The sequence below is a fragment of the Brevundimonas staleyi genome, from assembly GCF_041893865.1.
In the GTDB taxonomy this organism is placed as follows: Bacteria; Pseudomonadota; Alphaproteobacteria; order Caulobacterales; family Caulobacteraceae; genus Brevundimonas; species Brevundimonas staleyi.
On the sequence record NZ_CP169082.1, the window covers coordinates 1,394,563 to 1,407,577 of the forward strand.

At 69.1% G+C, this 13,015-nt stretch carries 14 protein-coding genes; 5 read left to right on the forward strand and 9 right to left on the reverse strand.

All coding sequences use genetic code 11. The features are described 5' to 3' along the window. Window positions 1-46: 46 nt before the first annotated feature. Together ACETK8_RS06995 and ACETK8_RS07000 are read right to left on the reverse strand one after the other, a co-directional pair. Window positions 47-1,279: a hypothetical protein gene (locus ACETK8_RS06995; RefSeq protein ID WP_374038787.1), complete on the reverse strand. Its 1,233-nt coding sequence runs from the start codon at window positions 1,277-1,279 to the stop codon at window positions 47-49. A gap of 79 nt (window positions 1,280-1,358) precedes the next feature. Next, window positions 1,359-2,291, reverse strand: coding sequence for a ribose-phosphate pyrophosphokinase (locus tag ACETK8_RS07000; RefSeq protein WP_374038788.1), 933 nt, complete (start codon window positions 2,289-2,291; stop codon window positions 1,359-1,361). 203 nt (window positions 2,292-2,494) lie between these two features. Here ACETK8_RS07000 and ACETK8_RS07005 point away from each other — a divergent pair, with 203 nt between their 5' ends. The 4 genes from ACETK8_RS07005 (at window position 2,495) to recN (ending at window position 5,740) form a co-directional block, all read left to right on the forward strand. Then, entirely contained in the window at window positions 2,495-3,355 is an 861-nt protein-coding gene (locus tag ACETK8_RS07005; protein ID WP_374038789.1) for an outer membrane protein assembly factor BamD, read from the forward strand. An 85-nt stretch (window positions 3,356-3,440) separates the two neighbouring features. Continuing rightward, entirely contained in the window at window positions 3,441-3,725 is a 285-nt protein-coding gene (locus ACETK8_RS07010) for a BrnT family toxin (protein ID WP_374038790.1), read from the forward strand. Further along, window positions 3,670-3,984, forward strand: a complete 315-nt coding sequence (locus ACETK8_RS07015; protein ID WP_374038791.1) for a BrnA antitoxin family protein — start codon at window positions 3,670-3,672, stop codon at window positions 3,982-3,984. Before ACETK8_RS07010 ends, ACETK8_RS07015 begins: the two co-directional genes overlap by 56 nt. A 55-nt stretch (window positions 3,985-4,039) precedes the next feature. After that, window positions 4,040-5,740 carry a DNA repair protein RecN gene (gene recN, locus ACETK8_RS07020; protein WP_374038792.1) on the forward strand — a complete coding sequence of 567 codons (1,701 nt, stop codon included), beginning with the start codon at window positions 4,040-4,042 and terminating at the stop codon, window positions 5,738-5,740. On the opposite strand, the gene ACETK8_RS07025 is transcribed toward recN, so the two are convergent. Further along, complete coding sequence (locus ACETK8_RS07025; RefSeq protein WP_374038793.1) at window positions 5,737-6,639, reverse strand: LysR family transcriptional regulator; 903 nt, start codon at window positions 6,637-6,639, stop codon at window positions 5,737-5,739. The two genes, recN and ACETK8_RS07025, sit on opposite strands and share 4 nt — an antisense overlap. A 95-nt stretch (window positions 6,640-6,734) precedes the next feature. Here ACETK8_RS07025 and ACETK8_RS07030 point away from each other — a divergent pair, with 95 nt between their 5' ends. Next, window positions 6,735-7,610, forward strand: coding sequence for an aldo/keto reductase family oxidoreductase (locus ACETK8_RS07030; RefSeq protein ID WP_374038794.1), 876 nt, complete (start codon window positions 6,735-6,737; stop codon window positions 7,608-7,610). Here the strand turns inward: ACETK8_RS07030 and ACETK8_RS07035 are convergent. From ACETK8_RS07035 to ACETK8_RS07060, 6 genes are all read right to left on the reverse strand, one after another. Continuing rightward, complete coding sequence (locus ACETK8_RS07035; RefSeq protein WP_374038795.1) at window positions 7,607-8,413, reverse strand: hypothetical protein; 807 nt, start codon at window positions 8,411-8,413, stop codon at window positions 7,607-7,609. The two genes, ACETK8_RS07030 and ACETK8_RS07035, sit on opposite strands and share 4 nt — an antisense overlap. A 16-nt stretch (window positions 8,414-8,429) precedes the next feature. Continuing rightward, window positions 8,430-9,335, reverse strand: a complete 906-nt coding sequence (locus tag ACETK8_RS07040) for a cobalamin biosynthesis protein CbiG (RefSeq protein WP_374039365.1) — start codon at window positions 9,333-9,335, stop codon at window positions 8,430-8,432. 232 nt (window positions 9,336-9,567) lie between these two features. Beyond that, a complete protein-coding gene (locus tag ACETK8_RS07045) occupies window positions 9,568-10,083 on the reverse strand; it encodes a hypothetical protein (protein WP_374038796.1) in 516 nt (171 codons plus the stop codon). Continuing rightward, entirely contained in the window at window positions 10,083-10,877 is a 795-nt protein-coding gene (xth, locus tag ACETK8_RS07050) for an exodeoxyribonuclease III (protein ID WP_374038797.1), read from the reverse strand. Before xth ends, ACETK8_RS07045 begins: the two co-directional genes overlap by 1 nt. A 47-nt stretch (window positions 10,878-10,924) precedes the next feature. Continuing rightward, the gene (locus ACETK8_RS07055) at window positions 10,925-11,830 is read right to left on the reverse strand and encodes a hypothetical protein (protein ID WP_374038798.1); all 906 of its coding nucleotides are present in this window, start codon (window positions 11,828-11,830) and stop codon (window positions 10,925-10,927) included. Window positions 11,831-11,974: 144 nt separating this feature from the next. Beyond that, window positions 11,975-12,958 carry a hypothetical protein gene (locus ACETK8_RS07060; protein ID WP_374038799.1) on the reverse strand — a complete coding sequence of 328 codons (984 nt, stop codon included), beginning with the start codon at window positions 12,956-12,958 and terminating at the stop codon, window positions 11,975-11,977. Window positions 12,959-13,015: the final 57 nt, after the last annotated feature.

A 13,015-nucleotide genomic window follows, 5' to 3' on the forward strand; every position in this document is an offset into this window, starting at 1 on the left:
AATCGCCTGAGAGGCGTTCAACTCTCCGGCGCCGCGAGGCCCGAGCTTAGCTGTTCGGGCCGGCGTTCAGGCGCTGGGTCGGCGACTGGACGGTGGACGGCGCGGCCGGGCTCTGGGTCGGCGCCGGGGTCGTCAGCGGCACGGGCGTGATCGTCGGTTCGCGGACCGCCGGAGCCTCGACCGAAGGCGCCGGCAACGGTTGGGGCTCGGCCGCGGGCGACCGCGTCGGGGCCGGGCTGCGCGACCCGCTCTGGGTCGGATTGCCCACGGTGATGATGGCGGTCGGCAGGGCCGCGCCGCGCGCGCAGGTCGACAGGTCGCGGATGACGTGGCGACCCAGGCAGAACATGTCCTCATAGGTCGGACGGGCGGCAGCCATGCACTGGTAGAGGTTCAGCTTGGAGCTGGCGAGGCAGTCCTGGCTGGCGCGGTCGTATTGCAGGGCGTCGGTGTTGGCGACGGCGTTGTCTCCGGCGGCGCCCAGAGCGGCCAGGGCCGCCATGGCCAGGGCGTTGGTCACCGAGGGCGCATAGGGGCCGCGACGCGTCCGCCCGGCGGTGACGCCCAGGCCCGTTCCGCTGTTGGAGGCGGCGTACAGGCGCGCGGTCTCGGAGGCCGAGGCCATGACCGGCCGGCTAAGGTCCTTCACGGCCTGAAGCCGGGCCTCGCGGTTGTCCGCCGTGGCGCGGCCCCAGCCGTTCCGCTGATCGCCGGTGTATTGAATGTTGTACGCGTCGCTCTCCACCGAATCGGCGGCGGTCGACAGGGCGACGATGTCGGCTTCCAGCACGCCCATGACCAGGCTGGCGGCGGCCTCGCCCCCCGGCAGGGTGGAGGCGTAGGCCGGGTTGGCCACGATCCGGTCGATGATCTGGCGGCGCTCGATCGGGTCGGCGCCGGCCTGACGCACGCCCGCGACGAACTCCGGCGACTGCAGCGCCAGGATGGAGGCATAGGCGACCAGGCCGCGCGAGATCTGGTTCGGGTCGTAGGCCGCGCCGCGACGCAGGGCCTCCTGCACCGCCTGCGGGCTGGAGAAGCCGCCCCGGATGGTGGCCATGTCACGGGTGAAGGTCAGATATACGGCCGCCGAACGGGCCACGCTGTCGTTCAGGGCGACCGGCGGCGGCAGGCGGGCGGCGATGGCCGCCGCCTCGATCGCGGCGATCCGCATTTCCTCGGCCTGAAGCTCGGCCTGGCTGGGGCCGCAGGAGGAGAGCAGTCCAGCGACGGCGAGAGCGACCAGGGCCGGACCCTGGCTACGGATGTTCAGACGCATGGCGGATCCCCCGAAAGCTTGAGCCGACTGAAACGCGCAGTCCGGCGGTTTTGAGGCAAGGCGCTCGACGTTTTCGTGATCAGTCGAACAGTTTCGAGACCGATTCCTCGTTCGCGATCCGACGGATGGCCTCGCCGATCAGGGGCGCGACCGGCACGGTGCGGATCTTGGCGCAGCCCAGAACCGCGTCCGGCTGTTCGATCGAATCGGTGATGACCAGTTCCTTCAGCGGGCCGTCGGTCACGCGCTGGACCGCCGGGCCCGACAGGACGCCATGGCTGATGTAGGCGGACACTTCCGTCGCCCCGGCCTCGATCAGGGCCTTGGCCGCGTTGACCAGGGTGCCGCCCGAATCGACGATGTCGTCGAACAGGATGCACTGGCGGCCCGAGACGTCGCCGATGATGTTCATGACTTCCGACTCGCCCGCCTTGGGGCGGCGCTTGTCGACGATGGCGAGGTCGACGTTCAGTCGTTCGGCCAGCGAGCGGGCGCGGACCACGCCGCCGACGTCGGGCGACACGATCATCAGGTTGCCGCGCTGATAGTTCTCCTTGATGTCCTGGGCCAGCACCGGCGTCGCCACCAGATTGTCGGTCGGGATGTCGAAGAAGCCCTGAATTTGGCCGGCGTGCAGGTCCATGGTCAGGACCCGGTCGGCGCCGGCGCGGGTGATCAGATTGGCCACCAGCTTGGCCGAGATCGGCGTGCGACCGCCGGTCTTACGGTCCTGACGGGCATAGCCGAAATAGGGGACGACGGCCGTGATCCGCTTCGCCGAGGCCCGCACCAGGGCGTCGATGCAGATCAGGAGCTCCATCAGGTTGTCGTTCGCAGGATAGGAGGTCGACTGGATGACGAAGACGTCTTCGCCCCGCACGTTCTCCTCGATGACGACGAAGACCTCGTTGTCGGCGAAACGCTTCACCTGCGACTTGGTCAGGGGCATGTCCAGGTGGTCGGCGATGGCCTGGGCGAGTTGCCGGTTCGAGTTGCCAGCGAGCAGCTTCATCCGGTCATCCTTTCGCCGTCATCGGACCGCCAATGACGTCAGTTCCTTACTGGCGCGCTCTTTAGCAGCGCGTCGGCCCGTATCAAGCCGTGATTGCCCTTATCGGCGCATGGCGCGTTGCGAGCGCCGATGTTAGAGAACGCGATCTTGATCCCCGGGCGCGTCGCCGACGCCGTCCGGGCGGGGTGTGATGAGGTTCCAGGTTGCCGACTTCCCTTAAGTCTTCGTCCGTTCTGCGCCGGGGCGGCGTTGTGGCTCTGATCGCCGTGGCGGCCTTGACCACGGCCGCCTGCAACGGCGGCCGCAACCGCCCGCGCCTGGCCTATGAGGAGCGGCCGGTCGAGCTGCTCTACAACACCGGCTACGAGCGGCTTCAGCGGCACCGCTGGGCCGATGCGGTGGACTATTTCCAGGAAGTCGAGCGTCAGCACCCGTATTCGGAGTGGTCGCGCCGCGCGATCCTGATGCAGATCTACGCCTACTACCAGAACGGCAATTATGCGGAATCGATCGCCGCCTCGGACCGGTTCATCCAGCTGTTCCCGGGCAGTCCGTCGGCCGCCTACGCCTACTACATGCGCGCCACCTGCCACTTCGAGCAGATCGTGGACGTGGGCCGCGACCAGGCCCAGGCCGAACAGGCCCTGGCCGGTCTGCGCGACGTGGCCCGTCGCTATCCGGGGTCGTCCTACGCCACCGACGCGGTCGTGAAGATCGACATGGTCAACGACCAGCTGGCCGGCAAGGAAATGAACATCGGCCGCTGGTATCAGCGCGCCAACCAACCCCTGGCCGCCATCGGCCGCTACAAGGCCGTCGTCGACAACGAGGCCTTCCAGCGCACCTCGCACACGCCCGAAGCCCTGTATCGTCTGGTCGAGGTCTATCTGACCCTCGGCCTGAAGGACGAGGCGGAGCGCAACGGCTCGGTGCTGGGCTACAACTATCCGGGCAGCCCCTGGTACGCCGAGGCCTATGCCCTGCTGACCGCCGATGGCCGCCGGCCGGAGACGGCCCCGACCGCCGAACGCGAAAGCTGGCTGCGCCGGATCATTCCGGGTTGAGGCTGTTGTCTTTCGCTATCGCTCGATGCGCGGCGTCTCCCTGCTTGAGCGAAACTTGTCCTCGATCATTTATGTAGCTACATAAATGATCGAGTTCGATCCGGACAAGGATGCTGCGAACATCGCCAAACATGGCATGTCATTGCAGCTGGCGAACCGGATCGATTTGGCTCGTGCAGTCGTCATTCCGGACGCACGCAGTGACTATGGTGAAACGAGGTGGCTTGCTTACGATGATATCGAAGCGCGCCTCCACGTCCTTGTGTTCACGGAGCGCGGAGGATTGATCCGCGCTATAAGCCTGAGGAAGGCCAATGACCGAGAGCAAAGGTTCGTCGAAACGAAGCGGAGTAGCCGAAGCACCTCGTGAGTTTGTGCTGGATGACGACGACGCTCCGGAGCTGACTGAGGAGATGATCGCGCAAGCTCGCTTCGGGCGTGATGTCTTCCCCGAGTATGTGCTTGCTCAGTTCGCACGCTCGCCCGGCCGCCCCCGGTCTCCGTTGCCCAAGGTCCAGACGACATTGCGCCTCGATGCCGAGGTCATTGACTACTACAAAGCTGGTGGTCCCGGCTGGCAGTCGCGCATTAACGCGGCTCTGCGGAAAGGTGCAGGATTTACCGACTAACCGTTCCCGGCCTGTTCTGGTTTAGACTGCCGCCGATGCCGAATCGTTGCGCCCCATGCTGACCAGTCTTTCGATCCGCGACGTGGTGCTGGTCGACGTCCTCGATCTGGAGGTCGACGAGGGCTTGACCGTGCTGACCGGGGAGACCGGGGCCGGCAAGTCGATCATCCTGGACGCCCTGGGTCTGGCCCTGGGCGGGCGAGGGGAGGCGGGCCTGGTCCGCGCGGGCGCCAAGCAGGCCGTCGCCACCGCCGTCTTCACCGCGCCCGACGACGAGGGCCTGCTGGAGCTGATCCGGGAGAAGGGGTTCGAGGTCGCGCCGGGCGAGGACCTGATCCTGCGCCGCATCGTCTCGGCTGACGGCCGCAGCCGCGCCTTCGTCAACGACCAGTCCGCCGGGGTCGCGGCCCTGCGCGAGATCGGCGCCCGTCTGGTCGAGGTGCATGGCCAGCACGAGACCGTGGGTCTGCTGGACTGGAAGACCCACCGCGCCCTGCTCGACGCCTACGGCGGGCTGGCCCCACAACTGGGCGGGGTCGCCGCCGCGTCCGACAAGCTGAAGGCGGCCGAGGCGCATCTGGAAGGCTTGCGCGCTGCCGCCGCCGATGCGGCCGCCCGGGCCGAGGAAATCTCCCTGAACCTCGCCGACCTCGACGCTCTGGACCCGCGCGAGGACGAGGAGACGGAACTGGCCGGCGAGCGCGCGGTCCTGGGCGCGGCGGAGAAGGCGGTCGCCGACCTGTCCGACGCCCGCACCAACCTCGGCGGCGACAAGCTGAGCCAGAAACTGGCGGCCGCCCTCCGCGCCGTCGAGCATGCCCGCCAGCGCGCCACCCAGGCCGGGGTCGAGGCCGATCATCCCGTGTTCGTTCGCCTGACCAGCGCCGCCGAGGCCATCGATCGCACCATGGTCGAGGCCGCTGAAGCCATCGCGGAAGTGGACGCCGCCGCCGCCGCCTTCGACTTCGAGCCCGGCCGGCTGGATAAGGCCGAGGAGCGGCTGTTCGCCCTGCGCGCCGCCGCCCGCAAGCTGAACACCACGGTCCACGCCCTGCCGGCCCTGCGGATTTCCCTGCGCGAGCAGCTTCGCCTGATCGAGGACGGCGCCGAGGCCATGACCGCCGCCGCCCGCGACGCCGCCGTGGCGCGCGAGACCTATGACGTGGCCGCCTCCTTGCTCAGTTCGGCGCGGGAGGCCGCCGCCGACCGCCTGGCCAAGGCGGTGATGGAGGAGCTGGGCCCGCTAAAACTGGACCGCGCCCGCTTCCGCGTGGCGCTCGAGCCGGTGGCCGAGGGACGGCGTGGGCCTCTGGGCGTCGAGACGGCGCGCTTCGAGATCGCCACCAACGCCGGCACGCCCTTCGGGCCGCTGGACGCCATCGCCTCGGGGGGCGAACTGGCCCGCTTCGCCCTGGCCATGAAGGCCGCTCTGGCGGGGCGTGAGGATCAGCGCCAGCCGGTCATGATCTTCGACGAGGTCGACCAGGGCGTCGGCGGCGCCGTGGCCGAGGCCGTGGGCCAGCGGCTGAAACGCCTGTCCACCGGGGCCCAGGTCCTGGTCGTCACCCACAGCCCCCAGGTCGCCGCCCGCGGCCACGCCCACTGGAAGGTGCGCAAGGCCGACGCCGCCGGCGTCACCACGACCACCGTGGATGCGCTGTCGCCGGACGCCCGCCAGGAAGAGATCGCCCGCATGCTGTCGGGCGCGACGGTGACCGAAGAAGCCCGCGCGGCGGCCCGCTCGCTGATCGGCTAGTCCCGGTTCGCCTTGATGAAGTCCACGAAGGCCCTGAGCGGCGCGGGGACGTGGCGACGGCCGGGGTAATAAAGAAACGGCCCCGAGAACTCCTGCCACCAATCCGGCAGCACGGGTTCCAGCACCCCGCTGTCCAGATGCGGGCGTAGCCAGTCCTCGAACAGGAAGACCACGCCGGTCCCGGCCAGGGCCGCCTGGACAGTGACCTCGACCCCGGCGCCCAGGTTGACGATCAGCGGCCCGGTCGGATCGACCATGACGATCTCGCCGCCGCGCTCGAACTCCCACGGCATCAGGGCGCCGCTGGAGCCCCGGCCGCGCAGACAGTCGTGGTGCAGGAGATCGCGAGGGTGCTCCGGCCGCCCTCGCCGGTTCAGATAGTCAGGCGTAGCAGCGGCGGCGAATCTCTGGCGACGCGGGCCGATCGGCACGGCGATCATGTCCTGTTCCAGCTTCTCCTCGTAGCGGATGCCCGCGTCGCAACCGGCGGCCAGCACATCGACGAACCGCTCCTCGACCACCAGCTCCAGAACGATGTCCGGATACGCCTTCAGGAAGGCGGGCACGATGGCGGGCAGGACCATGACGGCCGCGCTGACCGGCACGTTCAGCTTCAGCGTGCCCGCCGGGCGGTCGCCCAGCCCCTTCACCGTATCCAGCGCCGCCTCGACCTCGCCGAGCGCGGGCGTCAGACGGTCGAGCAGGCGCTGGCCCGCCTCGGTCGGGACCACGCTGCGGGTCGTGCGGTTGAGCAGGCGCACGCCCAGCCGGTCTTCCAGCCGTCGCACCGTCTCGCTGAGGGCCGAGGCGCTCAGCCCTGTCGCGCGACTGGCCTGTCGAAAGCCTCCAGCCCGCGCCACGGCGACGAAGGCGTTCAGGTCCGAGAGATCGGTCGCCATTGTTCGACTTTCCGTACGGCCTGTTTCGATTGCGTCGGCTTATCGCACAGATGAAGAGGGCGCACATAGGTCTCCATCAGACGAGGAGATCCATCATGACCACGCTCGATACCGCCGGAACCTTCACCCTGGGCGACCGCACCGTCCGCCGCATGGGCTATGGCGCGATGCAGTTGGCCGGGCCCGGCGTGTTCGGCCCGCCCCGCGACCGCCAGGCCGCCGTGGCCGTACTGCGCGCCGCCGTCGAGGCCGGGGTCAACCACATCGACACCAGTGACTTCTACGGGCCCCATGTCACCAACCAGATCATCCGCGAGGCCCTGCACCCTTATGCCGACGACCTGACCCTGGTGACCAAAATCGGCGCCCGTCGTGACGGGACCGGGGCCTGGCTTCCGGCCATGTCCGCCGCCGAACTGACCAGCGCGGTGCATGACAACCTCCGGAACCTAGGTCTGGAGGCGCTCGAGGTCGTCAACCTGCGCGTCATGGGCTCCGGCGACGGCCATGGCCCGGCCGAGGGCTCCATCGCCGAGGAACTCGCCACCCTGGTCGATCTGCAGAAACAGGGTCTGGTCCGCCACATCGGCCTTTCGACCGTGACCCCGACCCAGATCGCCGAGGCGCGCGGCATGGCCGAGATCGTCTGCGTCCAGAACCTCTACAACCTGGCCCACCGCGAGGATGACGCCATGGTCGCCGACCTGGCGGCGGCGGGCATCGCCTATGTGCCCTATTTCCCGCTGGGCGGTTTCACGCCGCTACAGTCCGACGCCTTGTCGGAGGTGGCGGCGGAACTGGGCGCCACGCCGATGCAGGTCGCCCTGGCCTGGCTGCTGCAACGGTCGCCCAATCTGCTGCTGATCCCTGGCACCTCGTCGGTCGTGCACCTGAAGGAGAACCTCGCCGCCGTCGATCTGGCCCTGCCGGCCGAGGCGGTGGCGAAACTGGATCGGATCGGCGCGGCCTAGTCGGCGGTGCAGGCCGCCCGGCCGCTGGGCGCGATCCGAACCCAAAACAGGCCGATGCGACGCAGCGACCGTGTCCATCGCCGTTCCAGCGTCTTCTGATAAGGCGCGATCTCCACGCCCGGCAGGCAGGAGCGCATCATCCGCTCCTCGACCAGGATGGCCACGGCCCGGGTCGGCTGGTCGCTCAGACCCACGACCTGTCGTGAGCCGGGCACTCGGTAGAGCAGCCAGCCGGGCCGCACCCCGTGCCGATCCGCGAAGGCCGCCTGACGCACGATCAGAGCCTCGGCGTCGGTCAGCAACTGCTGAAACGACGTCTCCGCCTCCTCCACCGTTCGGCCGCGACCGGTTTGCATCGCCATGAATTCCGCCTTGCGCTCGCGCCAGCGGTGGATCGTCCACGGGTCGACGCTGCCGTGCAGCAGGATCATGGCGTTCGGTTCGACCACGATCCGTTCGGCCAGCGGCAGGAAGTAGTTGGCGCAGGACGAGTTGCACTCGCCCTCCACCCGCATGGTCAGATCATGCCCCTGGATCACCTCGACGATGTCCAGCGCCGCCTCCACGCTGCCGCCCTCGGTGTCCAGCGCCAGCTCCCGGGTGGTGTCGGCGAAGTTGTCGCGCACGCACTGCGCCAGCTCGGCGTCGATCTCGCCCGAAATGGCGAAGACCTCGGGCGACCGCTGCTCGCACGCGCCGGTGCGAACGTGGTCGGGGCCTTCATAGGTGAACGACCGCGTGCTGGCGCATCCGCCCAGCAGGCCGAACAGGAGACAGGCGACGACGACGACGGCGGGGCGCATGGCCCAGCCTGGAACGTCAGACGCCCAGAATCCAGCCTTCTTCGTCCTCGACCTGGGTGATCAGGGCCTCGTCAGCGGTCTTGGCGGGACCGAAGGCGGCCGACAGCTCGCCGCGCTCGTCCATCAGGGCGAAATGCTCGGCGGTGGTGCGGACCTGGGCCTGATCCTTGAACTCGCCTTCCTGCACCGTGGTCGGCCACATGGAGGGCCAAACCTCGGCGATCAGGACCGACAGGGGCTCCACGTCGGCAGCGTCCAGCGGGCGCCAGCCGGTGCCCAGCGGCCAGACGGCGCCGGCCGAGCCGAGGCCTTCCAGCAGGCGACGCACCATCGGAATGCCGACCAGGGTCTGACCGCCCACGGCGCCCGCGCCGTGCATCTGCCAGTTCGACTTGGGCTGCAGCTTGCCCTTGCGGACCGCGTTCTCGGTCGCGCGGAACTCGGGGATGTCGCCGGTCCCTTGCGGCGGCTTGGTCGTGGTCAGCCAGCGTTGCGCCTGCTTGGCCGGGGCGCCCCACAGGGGCCAGGCCTCGCCGGTCATCAGCCGGTTCATCTTGGCCGCGACCTGATAGCGATTGTTGGTGTTGTCGGCCTTGTCCACGACGTTGGAGGCGATGAATTTCCACATCGCGGTCCAGGCCGGCGTCCCGGTCAGTTGCAGGCGCGCGGCCGTGCCGACCGGATAGCCCAGCGAGAAGTCGAAGCCGACGAACACCCGGTCGCCGCGCTTCTTGTGATCGGCCAGGATCGACTGGATCAGGGCCTCGCCCTCGGCCCGCGTCGCGACATTGTGGGTCTCTGTATAGAGGCGGAAGCGCACGTCGCGCTTGGCCACGCCGATCCACACCGAGTTCTCGCCCAGCTTCTTGCCTTCGGCGGCGGTCCAGTCGGCGATGACATAGGCGTCGAACAGGCGGGCCACGGCGGGCTCCTTCGGGATACTCAGAGACAAGGGTGGGCGCTTCTACCTCTCCTCACCGCGAGGCGGCAATGGCGCCATTCGTCGCCTCCCCGTCGCCGCTTGGCGATGGGGAGGTGGCAGCGAGCCCTTGCGAGCTGACGGAGGGGTTCTGGGGTGTTCGCTAGACAAGAACCCCTCCGTCTCTTCGCTTCGCTACGAGCCACCTCCCCATCCTTCGGACGAGGAGGAGACGCTAGCCCTTCAGCAGCGCTTCGAGGTGGCTCAACCATCGCCGGCCCAGCCGCATGGCTTCGGGCGGAGAGCCCGCGTGGCCGGGCGCCATGGCGTTCCACAGGGCCAGCTCGAACTCCGGATAGCGGGCGTCCGCGAACAACAGTCGCAGGGTCACCAGCTCCGCATCCGGGGCCATGACGTCAAGCGCCTTCCTCTGTTCGCCGCGTCGGACCCGCGCCACGACATGGCCGTCGACGATGACCTCGCCGCCCTCGACCTCGTCGAAGCCGTAGACCAGTCCGTGCGCGCCCCGGTCCCACAGGACGGCGATCTGGCCGCCCTCGAAATCCAGCCCGGCGGCCCGGCCCTCGTTGGCGGAGATGGCTTCCGCTTCCGCCTGGGCGCCCAGGGATTTCAGCATGGCGCGACGCAGCCGGCGCTCCGGCTCCATCCACCAGTTCAGCGTCAGCGCGCCCGTGGTCAGGGCCGCCGCGGCCAGCGCCACCAGAAGGATGACGCGAAACGCCTCGGCCATCAGTCGGCGAGCTCGATCACCACCGGCACATGGTCCGAGGGTTTTTCCATATCGCGCGCGTCGCGGTGGGTCTTGACCCCGACGAACCGGTCGGCGGCCTGGGGCGACAGCAGGTGGAAATCGATGCGGATGCCGTGATCCCTCTGCCAGGCCCCGGCCTGATAGTCCCAGAAGGTGTAGGCGCCCGGCGGCTGGCGGCCCAGTTCGCCCGCCTCGTAGAGACCCAGCCCCTTCAACGCGCGGAAGGCGGCGCGGCTCTCGGGCTGGAACAGGGCGTCGTTGACCCAGGCGGACGGGTCTTTGGCGTCCTCGGGCAGGGGGATGACATTGTAGTCGCCGCACAGGGTGAAGGCTTCTTCCAGCTCAAGCAGCGAGCGAGCGTGGGCGTTCAGCCGCGCCATCCAGCGCATCTTGAAGTCGAACTTCTCGGTCCCGATCGGATTGCCGTTGGGCAGATAGAGGCCGCCGACGCGCACCGGACGGGGGCCTTCGATCACCGCCTCGATGTAGCGGGCCTGATCCTCGGCGTCCTCGGCCAGCAGATCCTGACCCGGCAGGCCGCGCCGAACGTCCGAGACCGGAAACTTCGAGAGCAGGGCCACGCCGTTGTACGACTTCTGGCCATAGACCTCGACGTTGTAGCCCAGGCTCTCGAACGGCTCCCTCGGGAATTTCTCGTCGACCGTCTTGATCTCCTGGAAGCAGACGACGTCCGGCTGGGCCGCTTCCAGCCAGGCGAGGACGGTCGCCAGGCGGGCGTTGACGGAGTTGACGTTCCAGGTGGCGATGCGCATCGGCCGGACGCTAAGCGGCGTCGCGCACCGGGGCAAGCACCGTGGAGCTACTGCGGTGCGGCCGCCGCCACGGTGGTCAGACGGCAGCCTCCGCCGATGCGCTGGGCCTGTTCGCAGGGATAGACGTTCACCGGCTCGAACCGGGGCGAGAAGATCACGACAAAGCCGCCGCCCGCGCCGCATTTGGCCTCATAGACCCGGTTGCCCTGGGCCGATCCCATGTAGCGGCTGGCGGTGACGTCGCAGTCCGAGGCCTGGCTGCCGACCAGGCGCGACTTCAGGGTCGCGGCGGCCTCTTCCGGCGTGGAGAAGCGGCAGGTCGCGTTCTGGCTGGCGATGATGGCGCATTCGGTGGTGGTCCAGCCGGTGGCGGTCTTCTCGATGCGATAGCCGTCCACGCCGGCGCAGCCGACCTCGTAGATCAGGGTGTTCTCGGCCGTGCGGCCCAGGGGCGCGCCCTCATCGACGGTGCAGGTGATGCCCGCCTCGGTCGCATAGCCGGCCACGGCGCGGGCCACGTCCTTGTTCTGGGCGATGACGCACTGGACGCCCACGTCGGCGTTCGGGTTGGCGGCGCGATCCGCCTCGGCCTGACCGGCCAGCAGGACGCAGTCGCGGGCTTCCGGCGGAATGGAGTTGACCAGGATATAGCCCGGCCCGGTCGCGCAGGCGGCCTCGTAGGTCACGCGCTGGCGGTCGGTGGTCTGGCCGATGACATTGGCCTCGACGACCCGGCAGGTGACGCCGGCAGCGGTGGCGATCCGCTGGGCCGCCATGGCCGCTGCGGGCCCGGACGTGGCCAGGGGCGTGGAGGTGGACGGTGGAGCGTTGGTGTCGCTGGAGGTGGTCGGCGCGCTCGGGTCCTGCGGCATGTCCTGCGCGGACGCGGAGAGCGGGCTCAGGCAGACGGCCAGGGCGGCGGCCAGGGTTGCGATAAGGACGGATTTCGACACGGTACGGCTCCAGATCCCCAATGCCGGGGAGGGCGAGCGTGTGACCTGTCGCGGCCCCGGGTCAAGCCTCCCGGCGCCCGAAAAGAAAGAACCGGCGGACGATCGCTCGTCCGCCGGTTCGGCAGGCTTCGTCTTTCGACAGTCTTACTGCGGCGCGGCCGGGGCGGCCGGGGCTTCCGGCACGATCGTCAGGCGGCAGCCGCCGCCGATGCGCTGGGCGGTTTCGCAGGGGTAGACCTGCTGCACGGCGTATTCCGGGTTGAAGCGGACGATCACGCCGTTGCCGGCGCTGCACTTGGCTTCAAAGAACGAACCGTTGGCGTTGGCGCCCATGTAACGGCCCTCGGTGACGTCGCAGGGCGCGGCTTCCGAGCCGGCGATGCGGGTCTTGAGGGTCGCGGCGGCCTCGGCGGCGGTGGAGTAGCGGCAGGTGGCGTTCTGGGTCGTCACGATGGCGCACTCGGTGGTCTTCCAGCCGTCCGCCGCTTTCTCGATCCAGAAGCCGTCCGCGCCGCTGCAGCCGACTTCATAGATCAGATTGCCTTCGCTCGACTTGCCGATCGAGGCGCCCTGATCGACCGTGCAGCGCACGCCGGCCTCGGTCGCATAGGCGGAGATGACGCGCAGGACGTCGGTGTTCTGGGGGATGACGCACTGGGTGCCGACATCGGCGGCCGGATCGCGGGCGCGGTCGACCTCGGCCTGACCGGCCAACAGCACGCAGTCCACGGCCACCGGCGGGGTCGAGGCCATAAGGATGTAGCCCGGGCCGGTCGCGCAGGTGGCTTCATACGAGTGGGCGCCGTCCGGCGTGGTGCCGAGATAGTTGGCGAGGGTCACCTGGCACGGGACCGAAGCGGAGGTCGCCACGGCCTGGGCGGCGACGATGGCTTCTTCCGGGGTCGGCAGGGCGGGGGCCTGCTGGCGGGCCTGGCGACTTTGACGGGGCTGACGCTCCTCGCGTTGCAAGCGGGTTCCCGCTCCGCGCTGGGCCTGGTTCGCGGTGGTCGGATCGGAGTTGGCCGAGCCGAGGTTGCCGCCGCCCGCGTCCTGGGCCGAGACGGGCGCGGCGATCGCCATCGCCAGCATTGCTGCGCCGCCGATGGCAGCCAAGGTTTTAATGAACACGGACGCTCTCCATGGAAACTGGTGCGAAAAGCCTTGGCGGGGCGCCGGGACGAGGTC